General features: G+C 65.5%; 19 protein-coding genes and 3 pseudogenes. 8 read left to right on the top strand and 14 right to left on the bottom strand.

The window, feature by feature from the left end; translation table 11 throughout:
• The 3 genes from PIB19_RS02255 to rutB form a co-directional block, all read right to left on the bottom strand.
• A complete protein-coding gene (locus PIB19_RS02255; protein WP_271239502.1) occupies positions 1-393 on the bottom strand; it encodes an alpha/beta fold hydrolase in 393 nt (130 codons plus the stop codon).
• Positions 394-496: 103 nt separating this feature from the next.
• Positions 497-880 carry a pyrimidine utilization protein C gene (rutC, locus tag PIB19_RS02250; RefSeq protein ID WP_271239501.1) on the bottom strand — a complete coding sequence of 128 codons (384 nt, stop codon included), beginning with the start codon at positions 878-880 and terminating at the stop codon, positions 497-499.
• A gap of 111 nt (positions 881-991) precedes the next feature.
• Positions 992-1723, bottom strand: a complete 732-nt coding sequence (rutB, locus tag PIB19_RS02245; RefSeq protein ID WP_271239500.1) for a pyrimidine utilization protein B — start codon at positions 1721-1723, stop codon at positions 992-994.
• 123 nt (positions 1724-1846) lie between these two features.
• Between rutB and PIB19_RS02240 the strand changes: the two genes are divergently transcribed.
• Entirely contained in the window at positions 1847-4474 is a 2628-nt protein-coding gene (locus PIB19_RS02240; RefSeq protein ID WP_271239499.1) for a M1 family metallopeptidase, read from the top strand.
• Positions 4475-4512: 38 nt separating this feature from the next.
• Here the strand turns inward: PIB19_RS02240 and PIB19_RS02235 are convergent, their stop codons facing one another.
• From PIB19_RS02235 to PIB19_RS02205, 7 genes and pseudogenes are all read right to left on the bottom strand, one after another.
• The gene (locus tag PIB19_RS02235) at positions 4513-6096 is read right to left on the bottom strand and encodes a long-chain fatty acid--CoA ligase (protein ID WP_271239498.1); all 1584 of its coding nucleotides are present in this window, start codon (positions 6094-6096) and stop codon (positions 4513-4515) included.
• Positions 6097-6300: 204 nt separating this feature from the next.
• Positions 6301-9907 (bottom strand): annotated as a pseudogene (gene dnaE / locus PIB19_RS02230) (DNA polymerase III subunit alpha).
• Positions 9908-10023: 116 nt separating this feature from the next.
• The gene (locus PIB19_RS02225; RefSeq protein ID WP_271239497.1) at positions 10024-10503 is read right to left on the bottom strand and encodes a glutathione peroxidase; all 480 of its coding nucleotides are present in this window, start codon (positions 10501-10503) and stop codon (positions 10024-10026) included.
• Positions 10500-11096: a GNAT family N-acetyltransferase gene (locus PIB19_RS02220; RefSeq protein WP_271239496.1), complete on the bottom strand. Its 597-nt coding sequence runs from the start codon at positions 11094-11096 to the stop codon at positions 10500-10502. Before PIB19_RS02220 ends, PIB19_RS02225 begins: the two co-directional genes overlap by 4 nt.
• Entirely contained in the window at positions 11093-11767 is a 675-nt protein-coding gene (locus tag PIB19_RS02215) for an ABC transporter ATP-binding protein (protein WP_271239495.1), read from the bottom strand. The genes PIB19_RS02220 and PIB19_RS02215 overlap by 4 nt, the downstream gene beginning before the upstream one ends.
• Positions 11760-13010: a lipoprotein-releasing ABC transporter permease subunit gene (locus tag PIB19_RS02210; protein WP_271239494.1), complete on the bottom strand. Its 1251-nt coding sequence runs from the start codon at positions 13008-13010 to the stop codon at positions 11760-11762. The genes PIB19_RS02215 and PIB19_RS02210 overlap by 8 nt, the downstream gene beginning before the upstream one ends.
• A 449-nt stretch (positions 13011-13459) precedes the next feature.
• Positions 13460-15754, bottom strand: coding sequence for a TonB-dependent receptor (locus PIB19_RS02205; protein WP_271239493.1), 2295 nt, complete (start codon positions 15752-15754; stop codon positions 13460-13462).
• Between the two features lie 427 nt (positions 15755-16181).
• On the opposite strand from PIB19_RS02205, the gene PIB19_RS02200 reads away from it, so the two are divergent.
• A complete protein-coding gene (locus tag PIB19_RS02200; RefSeq protein WP_271239492.1) occupies positions 16182-16649 on the top strand; it encodes an Hsp20 family protein in 468 nt (155 codons plus the stop codon).
• Between the two features lie 209 nt (positions 16650-16858).
• Here the strand turns inward: PIB19_RS02200 and PIB19_RS02195 are convergent, their stop codons facing one another.
• The 4 genes from PIB19_RS02195 to secG form a co-directional block, all read right to left on the bottom strand.
• The gene (locus PIB19_RS02195) at positions 16859-17524 is read right to left on the bottom strand and encodes a peptidylprolyl isomerase (protein ID WP_443018678.1); all 666 of its coding nucleotides are present in this window, start codon (positions 17522-17524) and stop codon (positions 16859-16861) included.
• A 43-nt stretch (positions 17525-17567) separates the two neighbouring features.
• The gene (locus PIB19_RS02190) at positions 17568-18416 is read right to left on the bottom strand and encodes an alpha/beta hydrolase (protein ID WP_271239491.1); all 849 of its coding nucleotides are present in this window, start codon (positions 18414-18416) and stop codon (positions 17568-17570) included.
• A 101-nt stretch (positions 18417-18517) separates the two neighbouring features.
• On the bottom strand, positions 18518-20149 hold the full coding sequence (locus tag PIB19_RS02185; protein ID WP_271239490.1) for a CTP synthase: 1632 nt from the start codon (positions 20147-20149) through the stop codon (positions 18518-18520).
• 94 nt (positions 20150-20243) lie between these two features.
• A complete protein-coding gene (gene secG / locus PIB19_RS02180) occupies positions 20244-20618 on the bottom strand; it encodes a preprotein translocase subunit SecG (protein WP_056612601.1) in 375 nt (124 codons plus the stop codon).
• Between the two features lie 218 nt (positions 20619-20836).
• Between secG and PIB19_RS02175 the strand changes: the two genes are divergently transcribed.
• From PIB19_RS02175 to edd, 6 genes and pseudogenes are all read left to right on the top strand, one after another.
• Complete coding sequence (locus PIB19_RS02175) at positions 20837-21190, top strand: MarR family transcriptional regulator (RefSeq protein WP_029727285.1); 354 nt, start codon at positions 20837-20839, stop codon at positions 21188-21190.
• Positions 21191-21242: 52 nt separating this feature from the next.
• Positions 21243-21500 (top strand): SH3 domain-containing protein, encoded by a 258-nt coding sequence (locus tag PIB19_RS02170; protein ID WP_271239489.1) that lies wholly within the window; start codon positions 21243-21245, stop codon positions 21498-21500.
• Positions 21497-22439: pseudogene (gene argC, locus PIB19_RS02165) on the top strand (N-acetyl-gamma-glutamyl-phosphate reductase). Before PIB19_RS02170 ends, argC begins: the two are co-directional and overlap by 4 nt.
• 134 nt (positions 22440-22573) lie before the next feature.
• Positions 22574-24033, top strand: a pseudogene (gene zwf / locus PIB19_RS02160) (glucose-6-phosphate dehydrogenase).
• A gap of 49 nt (positions 24034-24082) precedes the next feature.
• Positions 24083-24790, top strand: a complete 708-nt coding sequence (pgl, locus tag PIB19_RS02155; RefSeq protein WP_271239488.1) for a 6-phosphogluconolactonase — start codon at positions 24083-24085, stop codon at positions 24788-24790.
• A 111-nt stretch (positions 24791-24901) separates the two neighbouring features.
• Positions 24902-26722 (top strand): phosphogluconate dehydratase, encoded by a 1821-nt coding sequence (gene edd, locus PIB19_RS02150; protein ID WP_271239487.1) that lies wholly within the window; start codon positions 24902-24904, stop codon positions 26720-26722.
• Positions 26723-26779 lie beyond the last annotated feature (57 nt).

Here is a 26779-nt window from a genome sequence, read left to right as displayed (position 1 = left end):
CTAGCCGCGTCTCGAAGCAGCGCAGGAAATGCGGGTCGGGTGCGGGCCAGCCATTGACGAGGACGAGCCGGTCGATGCGTCGGGGGCCGCGAGCGCCGCCGCCAGCCCCGCCACTGCGCCGGCGGCATGGCCGAGGATCGTGGCGCTGCTCAGGCCGAGCCCTTCGATCAGCGCGAGGATATCGTCGCCCAATTGCTCGACTGTCACCGTCTCGGGCAGCGTCCGATCGCTGCGGCCGGTGCCGCGATGGTCGTAGAGGATGACGCGGTGGCGTTCGGCAAGCGCCGGCAGGTTGGGCAGCCAGTAATTGCCCGATCCGCCCAGCCCTGCCGAAAGGATCAGCGGCGGGCCGCTGCCATGTTCTTCGTAATAAAGCCCGTCGAGCAGGGGCACCTACGTCACCTTCGCCATCCCGGCGAAAGCCGGGATCCAGAGTCGCAGGCGACGCGCTCGATCGCTCCGGATCCCGACTTTCGCCGGGATGACGCTATTGGCTTCACCCAATGTGGGCAACCGAGGCGATCTCGACGAGGCAGTCGGGCTTCACCAGATCGCATTTGATGCAATAGCGCGCGGGCTTGGCGCCGGGGAAATACTCGGCATAGACCGCGTTGAAGGCGGCATAGTCGCCCAAATCCTTGAGGAAGATGTGGTTCATCGCCACGTCCTCGAGGGTGGCGCCACCGGCCTCCAGCGTGATCTTGATCACGTCGAGCACGTGCCGGGTCTGCGCGGCGGCATCGCCGACATGGAGCACCACCCCGCCCTCGCCCAGCGCCAGCACGCCCGAGACATAGACCGTGTTCCCCGCCTTCGCGCCGGCCGAATAGGGCGCGATCGGGGTGGGGAATTGCGTCGGGTTGATCGGTTCGAAGGGCATCGGATCTCCTCTATCTCGTCACCCCGGCGTAGGCCGGGGCCCAGAGCCACATGCCACATCGCATTTGACTCTGGATCCCGGCTTCCGCCGGGATGACGCGTGATTTACGGGTCATTTGGGCAGTTGCCCGAAGCTGCCGCAGAAATCGGCGGTGGTGCTCACCCAGCCGAAGAACTTCTCGACATTATACACCGTCGCCTCCTGCATCATCGGCGGGCCGAGATGGTGCGTCGCGTCCTCGAGCATCACGCCGAAATATTCGAGGTGGAAGCCGTCGCGCAGCGTGCTCTCGACGCAGACATTGGTGGCGATGCCGACGAAGACGATGGTCTTGATGCCGCGCGACCGCAGCGCGGAATCGAGCTGCGAATTGAAGAAGGCCGAATAGCGCGTCTTGCCGATGACGATGTCGCCCGGCTGCGGCTTGAGCCCGTCGACCAGATCATAGTCCCAACCGCCGCGCGCGAGCAGTTGGCCGGCCAGCTCGGGGCGCTTGCGCATCGTCTTGAGTGCGTTGGATTTGTGCCAATTGGGCGAGCCCGGGCCGCCCGCCTCGACATACTCCGGGTCCCAGCCATTCTGCAGATAGACCACCTGCACCCCCGCCCCACGCGCCACTTCGAGCACCCTGGCGATCTGGCCGATCGTCCCCGCCGCGCCTGAAATGTCGAACCCCGCCTGATCGACATAGCCGCCGGGCGAGGCATAGGCGTTCTGCATGTCGATCACGACGACGGCGGTCTCGGACGGGACGACCCGGATCGGCTCGGGCCGCGCCGGTAACGTCACCGCCGCCGCGCTCGCCGCCGCGGTTCCTATCGTCACCCCATCCGCCTGATCCATGCAGCGTCCTCGTTTTGCGCATGCGAAGGTGAACCAAGCGCAGGCGGCCCGCAAGGCCTCCGGTGTGCTATTGCCCTAGGGCAGTTCGCCGCTTAAGCATCTTTATCCCTTCAAGGAATCCCGATGCGCGTCTTCCTGCTTGCGCTCTGCGCCTTCGTTGTCCCCGCCTCCGCCCTCGCCCAATCCGCCTCGCCGCTCCCGACCGGCAAGCTCCCCGATACGGTGAAGCCGATCGCTTATCGGCTCGACATGACGATCCTGCCCGAGCGGGAGCGTTTCTCCGGCCATACCGAGATCGACGTGGAGCTGAAGCAGCCCGCGGCATCGATCTTCATGCACGGACGCGACCTCAAGGTCAGCAGGGCGGTGGTGAAGATCGGCAAGCGCGAGACGCCGGTGACCTTCACGCAGAAGAGCCCGACCGGGCTGGCGCAGGTCGATTTCGGCCGGACGATTCCGGCGGGTAAGCTGACGCTCAAGTTCGACTATAACGCCGCGTTCGCAGGTGGGCCCTCGGGGCTGTACCGGATCAAGGTGGGTGACGACTGGTATAGCTGGTCGCAGTTCGAATCGATCGATGCGCGCGCTGCGTTTCCGTCATTCGACCAGCCCGGATACAAGACACCCTTCACCGTCAGCGTGACCACGAAGCCCGGCTTCGTCGCGGTCAGCAACGCGCCCGAGCAGGGCAAGCCGCTCTCCGCCGGCAAGCTGGTCAAGCACCGCTTCGCGCCGACCGAGCCGCTGCCGACCTATCTCGTCGCGTTCGTGACCGGGCCGTTCGTGACCGTTCAGGGCACCGTTCCCGCAACCCCGCAACGCCCGAAGCCGCTGCCGCTGCGCATCGTCGGGACCAAGCCCTATGCCGGGCAGATGGCCTATGCACTCGAGGGCTCCAAGAAGATCGTCGCCTTGCTCGAGCATTATTTCGACCAGCCCTTCCCCTATCCCAAGCTCGATCAGATCGGCTCGCCGGTTATGCCCGGGGCGATGGAGAATGCCGGCGCCGACATTTACGGCGACGGCATATTGTTCGTCGATGAGGACTCGCCGACCGAGGACAAGCAGACCTTCGGCATGGTCGTCGCGCACGAGCTGTCGCACCAATGGTTCGGCGACGTCGTCACCCCCGCGTGGTGGGACGATATCTGGCTCAACGAGAGCTTCGCCAACTGGATGGGCTATCGCATCGGCAACGAGTGGCGGCCTGACCTCAACATCGGCGTCTCGGCAATCGACGAAGCATTCGACGCGATGCAGATCGACGCGCTGGCCGCCGGGCGCCCGATCCACGAGAAGATCACCAACGACGCCAATATCGACGCGGCGTTCGACCAGATCACTTATGGCAAGGGCGGCCAGGTGGTGGCGATGATCGCCGCCTATCTGGGCGAGGAGAAGTTCCGCGACGGCGTGCGGCTGCACATGCAGCGCTACCATCACGGCAACGCCACTACCGACCAGTTCTTCGATTCACTCGCCAGCGCCGCGCACGATCCACGCGTGCTGGCATCGCTCAGGAGCTTCGTCGATCAGCAGGGCGTGCCGGTAGTGGCGCTGAAGCGCGACGGCGATGCACTGACCGCCAGCCAATCGCGTTATGCCTATTTCGGCAGCAACCTGCCCGCCACCCAGTGGATCGTGCCGGTCTGCGTCCGCCGCGCGGCGGTGCGCAGCTGCACGCTGCTCGACAAGCCGAGCGGGGCGATCGAGGCCAAGGGCGACGGCGTGATCGTCCCCAATGCCGGCGGCTGGGGCTATTACCGCTTCGACATGGACCCGGCGGAGTGGAACGCGCTGATCGCAGCTGCGCCGACGCTTCCCGAAGGCGAGGCGCTGGCAGTCACCGACAGCCTTTGGGCGTCGTTTTATGCGGGCAAGGCCAAATATCCGCAGCTGGTGGCGCTGGCGCGCGCGATGGCGGCGCACCCCGCCTCCAACGCCGCGCTCGACAACGGCACGCGGCTGCGCGGGATGCTGCGGCGCGGACTGATCAGCGACGCGGCGCTTCCCGCCTACCGCAAGCTGATCGCCGACATCTATGGGCCCAAGCTCGCCCAGCTCGGCTTCGATCCGACGGTGGGCGCGCATGCATCCGACACGCCGGACCGCAAGAAGCTGCGCAGCGACATGGTCCAGCTCGTGGCAGGCGCCGGGGGCGACGCGGCCGTGCGGGCCAAGCTGACCGCCGCAGCCGACGCGTATCTGGCCGGCGACGCCAAGGCGCTCGATCCGCAATTCGGGCAACTCGCACTGTCGCTCGACATCGAGGATAAGGGCGTGCCGCTGGCGAAGGCCGTCGCCGAGAAGGGCCTCGCCGGGCAGGATCCGATGCTGCGCCAAGCCGCGTTCCAGGCGATCGGCAACTCGGGCAATCCCGACGTTGCGCGCTGGTTCCTGAACGAGTTCAAGGATCCGCGTCTGCCGCAGGTCGGCCGGCTCTATGCCACGGCCAGCTTCCTCGGCTCGGCGAAGACCCGCGATATCGCCTCGGACTATATGCTGACCAACTTCGACACTTTCTCCAAGGCGGCGGGCGGCGGCGGCATCTTCTCGGCACGTGCCGCGCAGATGTTCAACGTGCTGTGCACCAACGAGGCGGCGGACGCGGTCGACGCCAAATTGCGACCGCAACTCGCCAACGACAGTACGCTCGATCTCGACCGCGCGCTGGAGGCGATCCGCAACTGCGCACGGTTCAAGGACGCGAAGGCGAGCGAGGTCAGCGCGGCAGTGTTGGCAGCCAAGTAGGTAACCGACAGGACTCCTCCCTGCAAGGGAGGGGACATTCAAGCCGCCGCCAGCTTGAAGTCCTTGTACTGTGCGCGGATCGCGGTCTTGAGCAGCTTGCCGGTGGCGGTGTGCGGCAGGCTCTCGACGAAGTGGATCTCGTCGGGCAGCCACCATTTGGCGACATGCTTCTCCAGATGCGCCTGGATCAGCTCGGCGGTCACTGCGCCATCGGGTTTGCGGACCACCAGCAGGATCGGGCGCTCATCCCATTTGGGATGAAACACCCCGATCGCCGCCGCCTCGGCGACACCCGCGCAGCCGACTGCGGCATTCTCCAGCTCGACCGAGCTGATCCATTCGCCGCCCGATTTGATCACGTCCTTGGCGCGATCGGTGATCTGCATCGTCCCGTCGGGGTGGAGGACAGCGACGTCGCCGGTGTCGAACCAATTGTCGGGATCGACTGCGAGCTGCTCCTCGCCGAAATATTGGCGGATGATCCAGGGGCCGCGGACCTGGAGGCGGCCGGAGCTCTTGCCGTCGCGCGGCTGCTCCACGCCTTCCTCGTCGACCACGCGCAGCTCGACTCCGAACGGCACCTTGCCCTGTTTCGAAACCTGATCGACCTGCTGCTCGAAGGTCAGATCGTCGAAATCGGGCGACGGCGCGCCCATCGTGCCGATCGGCGAGGTCTCGGTCATCCCCCAGGCGTGATTGACGCGAATGCCCATCTTCATCAGGCGCTCGATCATCGCGCGTGGCGCCGCCGAGCCGCCGATCGTGACGATCTTCAGATGCTCGGGCGCGGCGCCGGTCGCGTCCATATACTGGAACATCGCGAACCAGACGGTAGGAACGCCGGCACTGTGCGTCACCTTCTCGCGATTCATCAGCTCGCACAGCACTTTGGGCTCGTTGATCGCAGAGAAGACGAATTTCACCCCCACCGCCGCGCCGGCGAAGGGCAGGCCCCAGCCGACGGCGTGGAACATCGGCACGATCGGCATTGCGATCGATTGCGTGGAAAGATCGAACTCGGCGGGCTGGAGCTCGGTGATCGCATGGATCACGGTCGAGCGGTGGGTGTAGAGCACGCCCTTGGGATTGCCGGTGGTACCGCTGGTGTAGCACAGCATGCACGGCTCGCGCTCGCCGCCCTCGACCCAGGCATAGTTGCCGGTTTCGGCGTCGAGCAGCGCTTCGAATGCGCCGTCGTCGAAGCAGACATAATGGCGGATCGTCGTCCATTGCGGCTTGAGCTTGTCGACGATGGGCTGAAAGGCCCGATCGTAGAGCAGGACCTCATCCTCGGCATGGTTGGCGATGAAGGCGAGCTGGTCCTCGAACAGGCGCGGGTTGATCGTGTGGATGACACCGCCCATGCCGATCGTGCCGTACCAGGCGACGAGATGGCGGCTGTGGTTCATGCCGAGCGTCGCGACGCGCTCACCGGGCTTCACCCCGAGCCGTTCGAGCGCCTGCGCGAGCCGGCGGGCATCGTGCGCGATCCCGGCCCAGTTGGTGCGGGTCTCGGTGCCGTCGGCCCAGCGCGTGACGATCTCGCGCGGCCCATGCTCGCGCGCGGCGTGATCGAGCAGGCGCATGACGCGCAGCTCGAAATCCTGCATTCCACCCAGCATCGCTCTTCTCCGCTCTTATTTTTGAGGAGAGGGTATGCCCGGAGAGGTAGAGGAGTCGAGGGGCGAGGCGGTTGGCAACGATTCGTTACGACGTGCCTCAATTCCCAACGTCATCCCGGCGAAAGCCGGGACCCAGAGCCAAGCGGCACCGACGGGACAGAATCACCCCGGATCCCGGCTTTCGCCGGGATGGCGAATTCTTGGCTAGGCGGCCACGGCGAGCATCGCTGCGGTGCTGGCAAACTCCGCCGAGCGCACGCCGGGCATCCCGGCGATCCGCACGAGCAGCTCCTCATCGATGCGGAAGTTGCGGCCGATCACCACTTCGGCCTGCCCAGCGGCACCGAGCGGCGCCCATAGCCGGACAGTGCAACGTCCGCCGCGCGCCTCGCCGATCATCTCGGCAAGGCGGGGCAGCGCAGCCGCGTCGTCGACGACCAGATCGACCAGCAATCGCGCGACATTGGCGATGCTCTCGAAAGGCTGGACGCGTTTGACCGACACCCGCGGTGTATCCTCGCCCGGGCGCTTGTCGAGCTCGACGGTGAGCACAGCGCAACCACCCGCACGCGCGGCCTCTTCCATGTCCGCGGCGGCGATATCGTCGAAGCAGGTGGTGAGCACCTGGCCGCTTTGGTCGGAGATCGTCGCCATCAGATAGCGATTGCCGCGCGCCGAGGTGCGCCAACGCGCATCCTCGATCAGCGCCGCGATCGTCGCGCCGATGCGGGCACCCTCGGGGATCTGGACCTCGCCGAGTGACGCAATCTCGCGGGCTCCCTGGCTGCGGACGAGGTGCGAATAGCGATCGAGCGGATGCGCCGAGAAATAATAGCCGAATGCGTCCTTTTCGGCGGCGATCTTGTCGGCGAGCGACCAGTGCGCGCTGCGCGGCAAGTTGATCGCGCCGCCGCTCGGCTCGGATTCGCCGAACAGGCCGCCCTGCCCGCTCGTCCGGCTGTCATGCGTACGCTGGGCCACTGCGAGGATCGTCTCCGCTGCGGCATGGACACCGGCACGGTTGGGCTCGATCCCGTCGAACGCGCCCGCGGCGGCGAGCGTCTCGACCTGGCGCTTGTTGAGCAGCCGTGGATCGACTCGCTTGGCGAAATCGTCGAGCGACTGGAAGCGACCTTGGTATCGCGTTCCTCGACTAGTAGCTCCATCGCGCGCTCGCCGACGCCCTTCAGCGCGCCCAATGCATAGCGCACCGCCAGCCCATCGTTGTGCTTCTCGACATGAAAGTCGGCGAGGCTGGCATTGATGTCGGGCGGCAGACATTCGATCGACAGGCGACGCATGTCGTCGGCGAAGATCGCGAGCTTGTCGGTCTGATGGATGTCGTACGCCATCGACGCGGCGAAGAATTCGTGCGGATGGTGGGTCTTGAGCCACGCCGTCTGATACGCGAGCAGCGCATAAGCGGCGGCGTGCGACTTGTTGAAGCCGTAGCCGGCGAACTTGTCGATCAAGTCGAACAGCTCGTTGGCCTTGGCGGGCTTGATCCCGTTCACGCGTCCGCAGCCTTCGACGAAGATCGCGCGCTGCGCGTCCATCTCCGCCTTGATCTTCTTGCCCATCGCGCGGCGGAGCATGTCCGCGCCGCCGAGCGTGTAGCCCGCGAGCACCTGCGCGGCCTGCATCACCTGTTCCTGATAGACGAAGATCCCGTAGGTCTCGTTCAGGATCGGCTCGAGCAGGGCGTGCGGATAGACGATCTCCTCGCGCCCGCCCTTGCGGTGGCCGAAGCTCGGGATGTTGTCCATCGGGCCCGGGCGATAGAGCGAGACGAGCGCGATGATGTCGCCGAAATTGGTCGGGCGCACGGCGGTGAGCGTGCGTCGCATGCCCTCCGATTCGAGCTGGAACACGCCGACCGTGTCGCCGCGCTGGAGCAGGTCATAGACTTCGGGATCGTCCCAGCCGAGAGTATCGAGATCGACTTCGATGCCGCGGTCGGCGAGCAGTTCGACGGCCTTTTTGAGCACCGACAGCGTCTTGAGGCCGAGAAAGTCGAACTTCACCAGCCCCGCCGCCTCGACATATTTCATGTCGAACTGCGTGACGGGCATGTCCGACCGCGGATCGCGATAGAGCGGGACGAGCTCGGCGAGCGGGCGATCGCCGATCACCACGCCCGCGGCGTGGGTGGACGAGTGGCGCGGCAGGCCTTCGAGCCGCATCGACAAGTCGATCAGGTGCCGGACGTCGCTGTGGTTCTTGTATTCGGCGTTGAATTCGCTGACGCCGTTCAGCGTGCGCTCGAGTGTCCAGGGATCGGTCGGGTGGTTCGGGATCTGCTTGGCGAGGCGATCGACCTGGCCATAGCTCATCTGGAGCACGCGGCCGACGTCCTTGAGCACCGCGCGCGCCTTCATCGTTCCGAAGGTGATGATCTGCGCCACGGTATCGCGGCCGTATTTCTCCTGGACGTAGCGGATCACCTCGCCGCGGCGGGTTTCGCAGAAGTCGATGTCGAAGTCGGGCATCGACACGCGCTCGGGATTGAGAAAGCGTTCGAACAGCAGGCCGAGCTTGAGTGGATCGAGATCGGTGATCGTCAGCACCCAGGCGACCACCGAACCAGCGCCCGAACCGCGGCCCGGGCCGACCGGAATGTCGTGCGCCTTGGCCCACTTGATGAAGTCCGCGACGATCAGGAAATAGCCGGGGAAGCCCATCTGAATGATGACGTCGAGCTCGAACTCGAGGCGGTCGAAATAGGGCTTGGTCCAGTCTTCTGCGCTGTTGGAGGATTTCCCTCCCCGTTCGGCCTGAGCTTGTCGAAGGCCCGTTCTTGTTCTGGATCTGCGGGAAGAGTGGAGAGCGGTGCTTCGACATGCTCAGCACGAACGGGGAGAGGTTTGCCCTCGATTTCGGCAATCTTCTTCAGCCGCATCTCCAGCCCTTCACGGGCCTGCTCGCGCAGCATCGCCGCCTCGCCTTCGCGGTCGCCGGCGAGGCTGGGGAGGATCGGCTTGCGCTGGGGAGCGGCATAGGCGCAGCGCTGCGCGACGACGAGCGTGTTGGCGATCGCCTCAGGCAGATCGGCGAACAGCGACTTCATCTCGTTGGCGGGCTTCATCCACGCATCGGGCGAGGAGCGCGGACGATCGTCGCTGGCGATGTACGAGGAATTGGCGATGCACAGCATCGCGTCATGCGCTTCGTGGAAGCTCTCGTCGGCGAAGCAGCAGGGATTGGTCGCGACCAGCGGCAAGTCGCGCGCATAGGCATAATCGAGCAGCTTGGCCTCGGCGCGCCCCTCGACTTCGTTCAGCCGGCGGACGATCTCGACATAGAGTCGATCGGGAAACAACGCCTCGATCCGCCGGGCATAGGCCTCGGCGGCGCTGTCCTGCCCCTCGGCATAGAGCCGTGCGAGCGCACCCTCGGCGCCCGCGGTGAGGCAGATCAGCCCGTCGGTGCGGCCTTCGAGCGCGTCGAGCGGGACATGGGCGTCTTCCTCGATCGGCCGATCGAGATGCGCCGCGGAAACGAGATTGCAGAGGTTGAGATAGCCGGTCTCGTCCTGCGCATAGAGCGCCAGCCAATCGATCGCGACCGGCGCGCCCTCGGCGAGTTCGGGGCGCTTAACCGCGAGCAAGGTGCCGACGATCGGCTGCACGCCCGATTTCTTGCATGCGTCCGAGAAGGGCATGGCCGCGTAAAGGCCGTTGCGATCGGTAACCCCCACCGCGGGAAAGCCCAGTTCGCGCGCGCGCTTCGCGATCGCCTTGGGCTCGATCGCGCCTTCGAGCATCGTGTAGGAGGAGAAGACCCGGAGCGGTACGAATCCCGAATGCGCCATCGCGATACCCTAGGCGCCCGCCGGCGGCTTTGCCAATGCGCATGCGCCGCTATCCACAGTTTTCATCGGCACCACCGTCATCCCCACGAAGGCGGGAACGACGTTTTTGGAAGATGCTAGAGCAACTTCTCGATATCGCCGGCGATGTCCTTGGGCGATGTGGTCGGCGCATAGCGATCGATCACTTTGCCGTTGCGATCGACGAGGAACTTGGTGAAGTTCCACTTGATCGCCTTCGACCCCAGCAATCCCGGCGCTTCCTTCTTCAGATGCTCGAACAACGGCGCCGCCTCCGCACCGTTGACGTCCACCTTGGCGTAGACCGGGAAGGTCACGTCATAGGTGAGCGAACAGAAGTTCGCGATCTCCGCCGCATCTCCCGGTTCCTGCCCGCCGAACTGGTTGCACGGGAACCCCAGCACCGAGAAGCCGCGGTCCTCATATTGGCGCTGCAGCGCCTCGAGATCGGAATATTGCGGCGTGAACCCGCATTTCGACGCGGTGTTGACGATCAGCAGCACCTCGCCGGCATGATCCGCCAGCGTCGCCTCGCTGCCATCGGCCTTGCGGACCGGGATATCGGTGAACGCAGTCATGCGACATCTCCATCGTAGCGGGCCATCAGCAGATCGAGATTGCGGCGCACGCCCGGCCATTCGTGTGCGAGGATGCTATAGACCGCGCTGTCGCGCAAATGGCCATTCAGGATCAGATGCCCGCGCAGGATACCGTCGAGCCGCGCACCGAGCCGCTCGATCGCGCGGCGCGAGGCGTGGTTGAGGAAATCGGTGCGGATTTGGACGCAATTGACTTCCAGCACCTCGAAGGCATGGCCGAGCAGCATATACTTCGCCTCGGTGTTGAGCCCGGTGCGCTGGACGCGCGGCGCATAGAGCGTGCCGCCGATCTCGACGCGGCGATGCGTCTCGCTCATCCGCATCAGCCGCGTGACGCCTGAAATGCGGCCGTCCGCATCGAGCACGGTGAAGGGCAGGTTGCGCCCCGCCGCCGTGTCGAACGCCACGCGATCATACCAGGCATCGAAGGTGTCGGCGGTCGGCACCGTGGTGTGGAACAGCGAATGCAGGCCTTCAAAGGCTTCGAGCAGCTCTTCACGGTCCTCGCGGACCATCGGGCGCAGCGTCACATGGCGCCCCTTTAGCGTCGGCGTCTCGCGCCAGACGCTCATTCGAGATGGCCCTCATGCAGCCGCACCACGCGGTCCATGCGTTCGGCGAGACGCTCGTTGTGCGTCGCGACCAATGCCGCAGACCCCTCCCCGCGCACCAGATTGAGGAATTCGGCGAAGACCCGGTCGGCGGTCGCCTCGTCGAGATTGCCTGTCGGTTCGTCGGCGAGCACCAAAGCCGGCCGGTTGGCCAGCGCGCGGGCAACCGCGACGCGTTGCTGCTCGCCACCCGAGAGCTGGTTCGGGCGATGGGTCAGCCGCTCCGCGAGCCCCAATGCGGTCAGCAATTGCGCCGCGCGCTTGTCGGCGTCGGCGCGCGTGGCGCCGTGGATCATCAGCGGGAGCACCACATTCTCGATCGCGTTGAAATCGGGCAGCAGATGGTGGAACTGATAGACGAAGCCGAGGCTGTTGCGGCGGACCTCGGTGCGGCCGCCCGCGGGCAATTGCGCGGCTTCCTTGCCGGCGATGCGGATCGAGCCCTCGAAACCGCCCTCGAGCAGGCCTACCGCCTGCAGCAAGGTCGACTTGCCCGAGCCCGAGGGTCCGAGCAGAGCGACGATCTCGCCGGGATTCACATCCAGATCGACGCCGCGCAGGACCTCGATGACCGCTTCACCCTGACGGAAGCTGCGCTTCAACCCGCGCGTCTGGAGGATCGGCTCACTCATAACGCAGCACCTGCACCGGATCGGTGCTCGCCGCTTTCCACGCCGGATAGAGCGTGGCGAGGAACGCGAACAGCAAGGCCATCGCGCAGATGCCGATCGTCTCGAACGGATCGGTCTTGGCCGGGAGCTCGGTGAGGAAACGCATCGACGGGTCCCAGATCTGCTGCCCGGTCACCAGCCCGATGAATTGCACCACCTGCGCGCGGAAGGTGATGAACAGGAAGCCGAGCAGTCCGCCCGCTGCGACGCCCAGCGCGCCGATCGTGGTGCCCACGGTCACGAAGATCCGCATCAAGCCGCCCCGCGTGGCGCCCATCGTCCTGAGCACCGCGATGTCCCGCGTCTTCGAGCGCACCAGCATGATCAGCGACGAGACGATATTGAACGATGCGACGACGAGGATGATCGACAGCACGGTGAACGAGACGATCCGATCGACCTGGAGTGCCTCGAACAGCTCGCGGTTCATCTGACGCCAGTCGACGATCTGGCCGCTCTTGCCTACCTTGTCGATCAATGGCGAGACGATCTGCTGGACGTTGTCGGGATCGTTGGTGTCCATCTCGACCATGCTCACCGAGTCTCCGAGCAGCAGCAGGGTCTGCGCATCCTCGATCGGCATCACGACGAAGATCTTGTCGAAATCATAGACCCCGACTTCGAAGATCGCCTCCACCGTGTAGCTGACCGACCGATACATCGTGCCCATCGGTGTGGCGGCGCCGGCGGGATTGATGATCGTGATTTTGCTGCCGACGGTCGCGCCGAGCGATTCGGCGAGCCGCGATCCAATCGCGATCTGCTCGCCACCGGCGCGGAGACGATTGAGCGATCCGATGACTTCCTTGCCCTTGAGCGCAGGGTTGCTGCGAATGTCCTCGACCCGCATGCCGCGGATCTGGGCGAATTCGACGCGGCCGTTAAAGCTCGCGAACAAGGGCTGTTCGATCAGCGGAGTCGCGCTGATCACGCCGGGCGTGGCCTTGGCCTGCGCGGCGATCTCGCGCCAATTGCGCAGTTGCCCGCCATAGCCCTGGACCACGGCATGGCCGTTCAGCCCGGTGATCTTGTCGAACAGCTCTGCCCGGAAGCCGTTCATGACGCTCATCACCACGATCAGCGCGGCGACGCCGAGCATCACCGCGACGAGGCTGAATCCGGCGACGACGGCGATGAACGCCTCGCTGCGGCCAGGCAGGAGATAGCGGCGGGCGATCATCCGCTCGTAACGCGACAATAGCATGCGGTCGGGGAGCCCTGACGTGCGTGTTCGCCGCCGCTCTAGGGCATGGCAGTGGCGGCTGGCAATGGAGCCGCGAAAAAGGCGGTATGTCCGCTATGTTGCCGAATCATCACAGGGTGACACCAATCTGCGGCTAGTCCTTGTAAACCCGGTGACAAAAGCCGCCCGGCGACGTAGCAAACGCTCGTCGAAACGCAGGCAGCAAATGGCCGTGGTTCGGGGAGGGCTCAGCCCCGCTCGTAGGCAAGTACGAGCGTGCGGGCAGAGCCTTACAAAGGGGGCTGACGAGCAGTCGTCACGCAGGCGCCCGGATCGGAAACGGTCCGGGCGTTTGCCGTTTCCGGGCTCCCGACGCCCGCTTTTCCCAAGGGAAAGAGGGAGGCGGTGCGGGCGCCGCCTCCCTCCCCTAACGTCCCCCGGCCATGGCGAGACGCTAGTGCGTGATCCGATCAGAAGGCCTTGCTGATCGTCAAACCATAAGTGCGCGGATCGCCCGGATTGCCGGCCACCAGGCCGGTATTGCCCGGGGTCGTCGCGAGCAGCTCGAAATATTCCTCGTCGAACGCGTTGCGGACCCAGCCGAAGACGTTGAAATCGTCGGTGCGGAAGCCGAGGCGGAAGTTCGCCAGCGTGTATCCCTCGATATCGGTGTAGATCGAACGCGAGGCGTTGGACGAGAATTTGGAGCGGTAATTGGCGTCGCCAGCGAGGTAGAATTCGCCATCCAGCCCGAGCAGCTTGGCGGGAACGTTATACTCGGCGCCATAAGAGAAGGCCCAGTTGGAGATGCCGGGCAGCCATTGCCCGGAGATGTCGCACACCACGGGGCTGAGCTGGCCGGGCACGCCGGGCGTGCCGCCGGGGCTGCCGACCGGCGCCGCGGTGCCGCCCGAAAGCTCGGGCGGGCACGGCGCGTTCTTGAACTCGACATATTCGTGGTCGGTATAGGCGCCGTTGACATAGGCGTTGAAGCGCTCGGTCGGGCGGATCGAGAAATCGGCTTCCACGCCGCGGACGCGGACCTCGCCGGCATTCGCCAGATAGCCGCGCAGCGTCGAGGTCGAGCTGTTGTTCACGATCGCCTGATAATCCTTGATGATCGTCCAATAGCCCGAGACGTTGAGCGTCGCCTTGCGGTCCCAGAACTGCGACTTCACGCCCAATTCGAAGTGATCGACCTTCTCGGGATCGATCTGGGCGAGATCGGTCTGGACCACGCCGTTGACCACGGGCACTCCGTTGAGGTTCAGGCCGCCCGATTTGAAGGTGTGCGCATAGGTCGCGTAGAGCAGTATATCGCGCGACGGCTTGTACGACGCGGTCAGATCGTAGGTGAGGTTCCAGGCACGATAGGCTTCGTCCGTGAACGCCTGCGGCTGGATCGCCTCGCGCTGGGCGGCCTGGCGCGCGGTGCCGCCGCTATAGGGCACCAGATTGCCCTGCGCATCGCGGACGATGCTGACATAGCTGCCGACCTTGTCGTCATAATTGACGCGGAGGCCGGGTGAGAGGGTGATCGAGTCGGTCACGTCCCAGTTGAACTTGCCGAAGATCGCGCCGCTGAAATTCTTGAGCAGGATGTCGTTGCTGGCGGTCAGCCCGTTGAGCACGGTGGGATCGTTCGAGAGCGGGTTGCTGGGAGCCAGCAGCCAGCGGCTTGCCGCCGAGCCCTGCTCCTGGATGCCGGTGGTGTGGATCTTCTGATAGAAGCCGAAGACGCCGACGACATAGTCGAAGCCATTGCCTTCGCCGGCGTAGCGGAATTCCTGGGTGAACTGGTCCTGCCGCGTCGGATTCTGCGAGCGCGTGGTGATCGGCAGGCCGGTGAAATCGCGATCGTTCGCCGGGCCCCAGTCCCAGAAGCGCCACGCCGTGACCGAAGTGAGCGTGCCCGAGCCGAGCGTGAGCTCGCCGCGCAGCGAGACGCCGCCAAGCACGTTGAGCGCGTTGAGATCGGCATCGACATCGGTCAGCCGGTCGAACGGATTGGTGCTCGGCACGGCATAATTGAGCGCCGCGGTCAGCGCCGGATATTGCCGGTTCGCCGCGCGCTGGGTCGGCCCGTAGCGCACATAGATCTGCGCGCAGCATTCGGGATCCTGACGGTTATAGTCGCCCGACAGCGTCAGGCTGAGGCTGTCGCTCGCATGCCAGAGCAAAGCGCCGCGCAGGCCGATATTGTCCTGTTCGTTGACGTAATTGCCGCTGGCGACGTTGAAGATCGTACCCTTGCGGCTGGTGGTCGAGAGACCGAGCCGCACCGCGACGGTGTCTCCGAGCGGGCCCGAGACCGAAGCCTTGGCCTGCTTGAAGGCGAGATTGCCGAGAGTCACTTCGGTGCGCCCCTCGAAATCGAAGCTCGGCGCCTTGCTGGTGATGCTGATCGCGCCGGCGACGGTGTTCTTGCCGTAGAGCGTGCCCTGCGGCCCGCGCAGCGTCTCGACCTGCTGGACGTCGAGGAAGTCGAGCGTGGCGACCGCGACGCGGCTGAAATAGACCTGGTCGATATAGACGCCGACGCCCTGATCGATGCCGTCATTGGTGAGGCCGAGCGGCGCGCCGAGGCCGCGAATGTTGATCGAGGAATTGCGCGGGTTCGACGAATAGAATTGCAGCGCGGGCTGCAGCTGCTGGAGGCGCTGGACGTTGAAGCTGCCGGTGCTGTCCAGCTCCTTCACGCCGACGACCGAGATCGGGATCGGCACGTCCTGAACCTGCTCCTGGCGGCGGCGCGCGGTGACCACGATGTCCGAGGCCGCCGAGCTGCGCTGGACATCTTCGGGGTGCGGTCCTGTTCGCCGGGAATGCTGGGTACGTTCGTGTCGGGGGCAGTGACGGTCGGCACCTCCTGCGCGAGGGCAGTGCCGGCGGCGAAGGGCGAGGCCCCGAGAAGCAGCAGCAGTGAGAGCGAAGAACGGCGCATCAACATCCCCTAATTTTGTCGCAGCCAATCTCCACCAGATTGATAGGCATTAGCCAGCAAGCGAATCTTTGGGAAGCCGAAGCTCCGTTTCTCCGCCGCGAGGAGCCTTCGCTTCAGCGCATCTTGAATAAGCCGGCAACAGAACCACATTCGCTTTGCCACGGTGCCATATGGGCCAGGCAAGCAGCGCTGCGGATTTCCGGGCGCTGCGCAAGTAGACGTTCAACTTGCTCACAGGAGAATTTGAAATGCGTCAGTTCGACTTTACTCCATTCCGTCGCTCGACCGTCGGGTTCGACAGGCTGTTCGACTTGCTCGAGGCCAGTGCGCGTCAGGCCAGCAGCGAGAACTACCCACCCTTCAACCTCGAGCGCCTTGCCGAGGACCGCTATCGCATCACGCTCGCCGTCGCCGGCTTCAAGCCCGACGAGATCGATGTGACTGCGCAGCAAAACCTGCTGCTGGTCCAGGGCAAGAAGGCGAACGAGAACGAGAACAACCAGGGCGCGTTCCTGCATCTCGGCATCGCCAACCGCAGCTTCGAGCGCCGCTTCGAACTCGCCGACTTCGTCCGCGTCGACAGCGCGAACCTGGCCGACGGCCTGCTCGTCATCGAGCTGGTCCGCGAGGTTCCCGAGGCGATGAAGCCGAAGAAGATCGCCGTGAACGCCGGCAGCCAGCCGGCGGCCGCGATTCCGCATCGCGACGCGGCGTAAGAACCACCACGGCTCGCGGCGCTTTTCTCCCTTTGGGCGCCGCAGCAGGGGCGCTCGGGCATTGCCCGGGCGCCTTTTGTTTTGCGCGTGAGGTTCAGGAGAACCAACCGTTCGTGCTGAGCTTGTCGAAGCACGGCCGCAGGCACCTCGCTTGAGGCGTGGCGCCCTTCGACAGGCTCAGGGCGAACGGAAGAGCGGTCCGCTTGTCTTCAGTTGGGTTGGATCCACGGAGTCGGGCTGATCTGCCACGGCTTGACCCGGCCAGTAGGCTGGGGTGCGCCATCGAGGCGAACCGCGCGGAGGATCTTGACCGGTCCGGACTGGATCATCTGGCCGCGCATCGGTCCCCTGCCCCCGCCCGTGGGCTTGGCCAGAATCTTCCGGACGACATCCATCCCTCCCACGACATGACCGAACGCCGCATAGCCGCCGCGACCGGTACCGCGCGCGTCGAGCGAAGGATTGTCGCCCACCATGATCGAGAAATTGCCGGTGGCCCCGTCGATGTTCACGCCGTGCGCCATCGAGATCGCGCCGTCGGTATGGCGAATGCCGGTGACGTTGGTCGGCTCGAGCGGCGGCGACGGGAGCACGCGCCGGGCATCGCTGGCAATGCCGCCCTGGACGAAACCGAACTTCGGATTTCCGGTGCGCCGCGACGCCCGGTAGAAACCGGTACCGTCGAGGCGGCCGTCATCGACATAGGCCAGAAAGTTCGCCGTCGTCTTCGGCGCCCGCTTCGCATCGAGCGCGAGCACGATCGCGCCTTCGGATGTCTCGATCTTCACACGGATCATTCCGGGAACCGGACGCTGCTGCGCGGCGCTGGCAGGGACGAAGACGAGAAAAGCGAGGAAGGCGACAAGGATACGCATGGCGCGTGTCGCTAATCGAAGCGCGCCTGCGGGTGAAGACCCTTCAGGCCGGGAGGAAGCCAACCTGCCGCAGCCACGCCTCGCAGAGGCGCGGCCAGATCGACACCGGCATGTCCGGCGCATCCAGCGCAAAACCGTGCGGCGCGTCTGCGAAGACATGCAGTTCGGCCGCGCCGCCCGCCGCAGTGAGCGCCGCATGCAGCCGTCGGGCGTTCTCGACCGGGACTATTGCATCATTTGCCGCATAGACGATGAAAGCGGGCGGCGGGTTCGCGATCAGTTGCGCATCGGGCTGGGGGCGATCGTACATCGCCTGCTTCTCGGCCGGCGGCAGCGGCGGCTTGTCCGCGACGATCGTTCGGCCCCTGGCGTTGGTCGAGATCGGCGCATAGCCGACCACCAGCACGTCCGGCCGCGTCGCTAGCCCGGCATGGCGTGTGGCGGGTGCCGTCCACTCCGCCGGATAGTCGGCCGCAAGGCACGCGGCGAGGTGCCCGCCCGAGGACAGTCCTACGACACCGAGTCCGCTATCGGCGTGCCCGCTGGCGCGAATCGATCGCATCGCTTCCATCGCATCGTCCAACGGTACGGCGATGCCGTGCCCGGCATTGGGAAAGCGGTGAATCAGGACGAAGGCGTGATAGCCCAGGCCGGAGAGCCACTGCGCCACCGCGACACCCTCGCGCCCGGCCATGAGCTGGGTATAGCCGCCTCCGCCGAGGATCAGCATCGCGCGGCCGTTGGGGCGTGCGGGTGCGTAGCCGAGCAGGACGGGACGATCGACGGCGGTGACCACGGCAGCTTCGGGCGCCGCTGCCGGATCGGCGAGCGTGAATGCACCTTCGATGGGTGCGTCGTCCCAGAGCGGCCAGGTGGTGTCGGCGTTCAGCATTTGATTCCTTTCACCGTCACCCTGGCGAAAGCCAGGATCCAGAGCCGAAAGCGATGTCCTGTTTGGCTCTGGGCCCCGGCTTTCGCCAGGGTGACGAGGAATCAGACGAGCCGGCTCTGCTTGACCGCCGCTTCGATGAAGCTCGCGAACAGCGGGTGCGGATCGAACGGCTTGGACTTCAATTCCGGGTGGAACTGGACGCCGACGAACCACGGATGATCCGGCCGCTCGACGATTTCGGGCAGCGTGCCGTCGGGCGACATGCCCGAAAAGACGAGCCCGCCCTTTTCGAGCAGCGGCTTGTAGTGGGTGTTGACCTCGTAGCGATGCCGGTGGCGCTCGCTGATCTCTTCCGCACCGTAGATCGAGGCGACGACGCTGTTGCCGCCAAGCTTCGCCGGATAGGCGCCCAGCCGCATCGTGCCGCCGAGATCGCCGCCTTCCTCGCGCTTCTGGATGCCCTCGGCGGTCATCCATTCGGTGATCATGCCGACCACCGGCTCTTCGGTCGGGCCGAATTCGGTGGTGGAGGCGTTGGCCAGCCCCTGATCGCGCGCGGCATCGACGCAGGCCATCTGCATGCCGAGGCAGATGCCGAAGAACGGCACGCCGCGCTCACGGGCGAAGCGCACGCCGGCGATCTTGCCTTCGCTGCCGCGCTCCCCGAACCCACCGGGAACGAGGATGCCATGCATCGGCTCGAGCTTCGACGCGATCTCATCCTCGTCCTTCTCGAACAGTTCGGCGTCGAGCCAGCGGATGTTGACCTTGACCTGGTTGGCGATGCCGCCATGGACCAGCGCCTCGTGGAGCGACTTATAGGCGTCGGGAACGCCCATATATTTGCCGACCACGCCGATCGTGACCTCGCCCTCGGGATTCTGGAGACGGCTGACGATACGCTCCCACCGCTCGAGGTTCGGCGCCTCGCCCGGATCGATCCCGAATGCGCGCAGCACTTCGACGTCGAGACCCTCGCGGTGATATTGCGTCGGCACCGCGTAGATGCTCTTCGCATCGAGCGCCGGAATCACTGCCGATGTGGGCACGTTGCAGAACTGAGCGATCTTGGCGCGCTCGCCGGCCGGCAGTTCGCGCTCCGAGCGGCAGACCAGGACGTCGGGCTGGACGCCGAGGGCCGCCAATTCGCGCACGCTGTGCTGGGTCGGCTTGGTCTTCAGCTCTCCGGCGGCCGAGATATACGGCACAAGCGTGACGTGGATGCTGACGGTCTGGCCGCGGCCGAGATCGTTGCGGAGCTGGCGGATCGCCTCGATGAAGGGCAGCGATTCGATGTCGCCGACGGTGCCGCCGATCTCGCAGAGCACGAAATCCAGATCCTCGGTCTCGTCCTGCGCGAATGCCTTGATCGCGTCGGTGACGTGCGGGATCACCTGCACGGTGGCGCCGAGATAATCGCCGCGGCGTTCGCGCTCGATGATCGTCTTGTAGATGCGCCCCGAGGTGACGTTGTCCGACTGGCGCGAGGCTACGCCGGTGAAGCGTTCGTAATGGCCCAGATCGAGATCGGTCTCGGCGCCGTCGTCGGTGACGTAGACCTCACCATGCTGGTGCGGCGACATCGTGCCGGGATCGACGTTGAGATAGGGATCGAACTTGCGGATGCGGACCCGATAGCCACGGGCCTGGAGCAAAGCCGCGAGGCTCGCCGCCATCAAACCCTTGCCAAGCGAGGAGACCACGCCGCCGGTGATGAAAATATACCGCGCCATGGGAGTAAACGCCTAACGTCATTGGCCGCGCGCCGACAAGCGCGCGACTCACTTATTTTTTCATTTGTGCTCTCCGTAGGAGGAGAGCGGCGGGTTATTGCGCGAGCGGAACCGAGCCGTTGGCCGGCGCAGTTGCGTTCGCCGGCGCGGTGCTGTTGCCGACCGCGAAGGGCACCGGCGCGCTGGTCGGCGCGGTGACCGGTGCGACAGGCGCGCGCTGGAGCGACGTGTCGATCGTCGTCGAGTGCCGCGATGCGGCGATGAACGCCAGCACGATGCTCATCACGATGAACAGGGTCGCGAGAATCGCAGTCGCGCGGGTCAGGAAGTCCGCGGCGCCGCGCGCCGACATCAGTCCGGAGGGGCTGCCGCCCGAAGTCAAGCCGCCGCCTTCCGAGCGCTGCATGAGGATCACGGTCACGAGCAGTGCCGCGATGATGGCGTGGACGACGAGCAGAAAGGTGAACATTGAGACCGGACCTGTTGCGAAAGCGGCGACATAGGGGAGCGGCCGCCGGGGATCAACCTGCGTCTATCCGCGGGTGATTACGGGGCGTGACGACGAGCATCCGGGCCAAAGCGATAACATTTCGCCAACGCACTGAAACCACTGTGCCCAAGCTGCGTTTGTGTGAGTGTCCCCGAGCAGAACCGGGGACGTAACCATGAGAAGATGCCGTGAACGCGATGCCGGACCAATCGCTATCGTCGTGGAAGAACACGCTGATCGACTATGTGCGATCGGGCGAGCCCGACCTCACCAATCGCCAGATGGCTCTCCTGATGCTTGTGTATCTCGATCCGGGGCCGCATACGGTCCGCGGATTGGCGCGGGCCCTCAACGTATCGAAGCCCGTAGTTACCCGCGCCTTGAATCGCCTGGGGACGCTCGGCTATCTGCGCCGCCAACGAGACGATACAGACAAACGCAACATCTTCGTTGCGCGTACCGCTGAAGGGGCAGATTTTCTTGCAGAGTTCGGGCACTTCCTCGCCGGCGACAACATCGGCCAGCCAGCCGCCCGCAGGGCCAACGCATAAGCGCTTCTCGCTGAAGGGCCGCTCTGCGACCATCGATTCGCGTGTCGACGCCGTGCGTCGCGATCTTGCCGACGTCCGGCTGGCGGATCGGGTGTTCGCTCCGCATTATGCCGCACCGATGCCGCGCACGCTTTCCGTTCCCGTCGATCTTCGCCTTAGCGCCGCAGCCGATTCCGAAGTGCTGGCGAACCTCGCCGCAGGCGACGTGTTCGAAGTGCTCGAGCTGGCGGGAAGCCATGCCTGGGGCGTGGCGCCCGGTGCCGGTCTCGTCGGCTACATTCCCGCTTCCGCGCTGGCCGACCCGCAATGACGATCCGCGTATTCATCGATGGTGCCGTCGGCACGACCGGGCTCGAGATTCGCGAGCGGCTGGATGGCCGCGCGGGAATCGAGCAGCTGATCCTGAACGAGGCCGACCGCAAGGACCCGGCGAAGCGCGAGGATGCGCTCAATTCGGCCGATTTCGTCATCCTCTGCCTGCCCGACGATGCGGCGCGCGAGGCGGTGGCGATGATCTCGCGCTGACAAGGTGCGCGTGATCGACGCCTCGACGGCGCACCGCGTGGCCCCTGACTGGGTCTATGGCTTCGCCGAGCTCGAGCCCGGCCAGATGACCGCGATCGCCGAGGCGCGCTGGGTGAGCAATCCCGGCTGCTATCCCACCGGCTTCCTTGCGCTGGTCCGTCCGTTGGTGCGTGCCGGGCTGGTGCCGCTCGACCATGTCTTCTCGGTCAACGCCGTCTCGGGCTATTCGGGCGGCGGCAAGTCGATGATCGCGGAGTTCGAGGACCAGAATTCCGACAATTTCACCGCCACCGCCTTCCGCGGCTATGGCCTGAGCCTCGAGCACAAGCATGTGCCCGAGATGCAGAAGCACGCGCGGATCGAGCACCCGCCGATCTTCCAGCCCGCAGTGGTGCGCACCTATCGCGGCATGGTCGTCGAAGCGCCTCTGCCTCTCCACACCTTCACGCGGCGTCCGTCGCTGGAAGCGATCGAGAACGCGCTGCGCGATGCCTATAAGGACAGCCCGCTGATCCGCGTGCTGCCCGGCGACGTCTCGACGGTATCGGTCGAAGAGGATGCGGGGACGGATCGGCTCAGCGTGCGGGTGTTCGGCAATGCCGAGCGCGGCCAGGCGCGGCTGGTGGCGACGCTCGACAATCTCGGCAAGGGCGCGGCGGGCGCCGCGGTGCAGAACCTCAACATCATGGCGGGGCTCGACCCGACCGCGGGGCTGGTTCTCTAACCCTCCATCGCCATTCCGGCAAAAGCCGGAATGGCGATGGAGGGTCACGGGCTGAGGCATCGCTATTCCGGCTAACCGGCTTGATCTTTGACGCCCGTTGGTGTCTCGCGGTCGAAACAGTCGACGAGAGGCCAATGATGCACCAACCCGTGGGCAAATTGCTGCTGTTCGGAGCCACCGGCGATCTCGCCCAGCGGATGCTGCTGCCGTCGCTCTATGCGCTGCACGCCGACGGATTGCTGCCGGCCGGGCTGACCATCACCGGTACTGCGCGCTCCGAAAAGGACGACCAATCATATCGCGAGTTCGCCCGCCACGCGCTCGACGAGTTCCTTCCCGCCGACCGCAAGGATGACAGCGCTGTCGGGAGCTTTCTCGAACGGCTTTCCTATCAGCCGCTCGACGCCTCCGACATCAACGGCTTCGCGGCGCTGGCCGAGAAGGTCGGCGACATCTCCGGCGGACTGGCGATTTTCCTGTCGACGGCGCCGTGGCTGTTCGGCCCGACGATCGAAGGGCTCAAGAGCGCCGGCCTCGCGAGCGACAATGTCCGCATCAGCCTCGAGAAGCCCTTGGGCAAGGATCTGGCCTCCAGCCGCGAGATCAACGACCTCGTCGCGGGCGCCTTCCCCGAAGACCGCACCTTCCGCATCGATCACTATCTCGGCAAGGAGACGGTGCAGAACATCCTCGCGCTCCGCTTCGGCAATTCGCTGTTCGAGCCGGTGTGGAATGCGCAGGGAATCGATCACGTCCAGATCACCGTCTCCGAGACGGTGGGTCTCGAAGGCCGCGCGGGCTTCTATGACGAGACCGGCGCGCTGCGGGACATGGTGCAGAACCATATGCTCCAGCTCGTTGCGCTGATCGCGATGGAGCCCCTGCCCGCTTCGACGGCACTGCGATACGCGACGAGAAGGTCAAGGTATTCCGCTCGCTGCGCAAGATCAGCGCGCAGGAAACGCCGCAGCTCACCGTCACCGGCCAATATGGCGGCGGCGCAGTGAAGGGCGAGATCGTCCGCGATTATGCCAGCGATCTCGAAAAGCCCTCGTCCACCGAGACCTTCGTCGCGATCAAGGCACATGTCGACAATTGGCGCTGGCAGGGTGTGCCTTTCTACCTGCGCACCGGCAAGCGGCTGGGCGAGCGTCGCAGCGAGATCGTCATCCAGTTCAAGCCGGTGCCGCACTCGATCTTCGCCGATCGCGGCGGGATGCTGCAGCCCAACACACTGGTGATCCGACTTCAGCCCGAGGAATATGTCCGGCTGCTGGTGATGGCCAAGCAGCCCGGGCTCGACCGCGAGGGCGTGCGGCTGCGCGAAGTGCCGCTCAACCTCAGCCTCGACACCGAATTCGCCAGCACGCCTCGCCGCATCGCTTATGAGCGGCTGTTGCTCGATCTGATCGAAGGCGACCCGACCTTGTTCGTCCGCCGTGACGAGGTCGAGGCGCAATGGGAATGGATCGACGGCATTCGCGCCGGCTGGGAAGCCAACGACATCAAGCCAAGGCCCTATGCCTCGGGCAGCTGGGGCCCGTCGGCCGCGATCGCACTCACCGAGCGCGACGGGGTGACGTGGAACGAATAGCCTTGCCACCCCATATTATGACGAACCCACCGAACACGCAGGAGCATACATGACGACCGAAATCGAATGGTGGGACTATGACGACGCAGACGAGATGGCCGCGGCCGTCGCGGGCGACGTGCAGTTCATCATCGAAAGCGCGATCGATGCGCGCGGCGCCGCCGTCGTCGCGCTCGCGGGCGGCAAGACGCCGCTGCCGATCTACGAGAAACTCGCCGCTGCCAAGCTCGACTGGAAGCGCGTGACGATCGTCCCCGGCGACGATCGCCTCGTACCGCTGGGCGATCCGCTCTCCAACGTCACTGCAATCGGCAAGGTCTTCATCCCCAGGGGTGCGCGCGTGATCCCGCTGATCAGCGCGACCGTCGCCGACTACAAGGCAGCCGGCCGCGCCGCGGATGCGATCCTGCAGGACCTGCACTGGCCGCTCGACCTCTGCTTGCTCGGCGTCGGCGGCGACGGTCATTGCGCGTCGATCTTCCCGGGCCCCGATTTCGACGAAGCGCTGAACGGCCCCAAGGAGCGCCGCGCGACCGGGGTCATGCCCGATCCGCTGCCGCCCGAGGCACCGGTCGCCCGCGTTACGCTGAGCAAGGCCGCGATCGTCTCGGCGCGCGCGCTGATGATTGCGGTTACCGGCCAGGCGAAACGCGATGTGCTGGAGCAGGCTATCGAGCAGGGGGCGTCGTCCAACTATCCGGTCGGACGCGTTCTCGCTGATGTCGAACTGCCGGTGGATATCCACTGGGCGGCATGAAACCGCCCAACCCGTTCGTGCTGAGCTTGTCGAAGCACCGCTCTTCCTGGCGCGATCGGGAAATGAAGAAAGACAGCCCTTCGACAAGCTCAGGGCGAACGGAGTTGTGAGATGAGTCTCCATTCAGAAATCGCCGCAGTCACCGATCGCGTGATCGTGCGCTCAAAGGAGCGCCGCGCCGCCTATCTCGACCTGATCCGCCGCGAGCGGGAGAGCGGCGCGGACCGGCCGAAGCTCGGCTGCGCCAACCTCGCGCATGCCTATGCGGGAACCGACGAGCAGCGCGATCTGATGACGCCGGCGAACCGGATGAACATCGGCATCGTCACGTCGTACAACGACATGCTTTCGGCGCATGCAGTCTATTATCGCTACCCCGAGCAGATGAAGATCTGGGCGCTCGAAGCCGGTGCTACCGCGCAGGTCGCCGGCGGCGTGCCCGCGATGTGCGACGGCGTGACGCAGGGCTATGCCGGCATGGAGCTCTCACTGTTCAGCCGCGATACGATCGCGCTCTCCACCGGGATCGCGCTGAGCCATCGCGTGTTCGAAGGTGCGGCCCTGCTCGGCATCTGCGACAAGATCGTTCCCGGCCTGCTGATCGGAGCGCTGCGCTTCGGGCATCTGCCGATGGTGATGATCCCTGGCGGGCCGATGCGCTCAGGCCTGGCCAACAAGGCCAAGGCCGCGGTCCGCGAGGCCTATGCCGAGGGCAAGGTCGGCCGCGAGGAGCTGCTGGAAGCGGAGATCGCAGCCTATCACTCCAAGGGTACCTGCACCTTTTACGGCACTGCCAATTCGAACCAGATGATGATGGAGGCGATGGGCCTCCACGTGCCCGGCGCCGCCTTCGCCAATCCGGGCACCAAGCTGCGGCAGGAACTGACGCGGGCCGCGGTGCAGCGGCTGGTCGAGATCGGCTGGAACGGAAACGACTATCGGCCGATCGGCCATATCGTCGACGAGAAGGCGATCGTGAATGCCGCGATCGTGCTGCTCGCGACGGGCGGATCGACCAATCACCTGATCCATGTCCCGGCGTTCGCCCGCGCGGCCGGTATCCTGATCGACTGGGACGATTTCGACCGGCTCTCGCGCGCCGTGCCGCTGCTGACGCGGGTCTATCCCAACGGATCGGCCGACGTGAACGGCTTCGAGGATGCCGGCGGGCCGTCATTCGTGATCCGCGAGTTGCTCAAGGGCGGGCTCATGCACGGCGACACGCTGACCGTCGCGAAGGACGGCATGTCTGCATACGGGCGCAAGCCGGCCGTCGAGGACGATGCCCTCGTCTGGCACGATCACCCCGAGAAGAGCGGCGACGAGACCATCGTCCGCACGATCGACGCGCCTTTCTCGCCCGAAGGCGGCTTCCGCATCCTCAAAGGCAATCTGGGCCGTGCCTGCATCAAGGTTTCGGCAGTCGAGCTTGATCGCTGGACGATCGAGGCGCCGTGCCGCGTCTTCTCCGATCAGAGCGAGGTCCAGACCGCGTTCAAGGCCGGCGAGCTCGAGCGCGACGTGGTGGTCGTGGTCCGCTTCCAGGGTCCCCGCGCCAACGGTATGCCCGAACTCCACAAGCTCACCCCGCCATTGGGCGTGCTCCAGAATCGCGGCTTTCGGGTGGCGCTGGTCACCGACGGGCGGATGTCCGGGGCGAGCGGAAAGGTGCCGTGCGCGATCCATTTGTCGCCCGAGGCACTGGGCGGCGGACCGATCGGCAAGCTGCGCGACGGCGACGTGGTGCGTGTCTGCGCGGAAGAAGGTCTGCTCGAGGCTTTGGTCGATCCGGCCGAATGGGCGGCACGCGAGCAATGCGTGGCGCCGCCGCCTGCCGAAGGCACGGGTCGCGAGCTGTTCGCGATGATGCGCCATTATGCCAGCGAGGCCGAAATGGGCGGATCCGCGATGCTGGCGGAGGCCGGACTCTAGACACCCGCTTTACAACTTGCGGCCCAGCGCAGAGAAGGGCGGCGCACCGTATGCCAA

It is taken from the genome of Sphingomonas sp. 7/4-4, from assembly GCF_027941955.1.
In the GTDB taxonomy this organism is placed as follows: domain Bacteria; phylum Pseudomonadota; class Alphaproteobacteria; order Sphingomonadales; family Sphingomonadaceae; genus Sphingomonas.
Note: the sequence above shows the minus strand (reverse complement) of the source record. Positions and strands in the feature narration are given on the sequence as shown.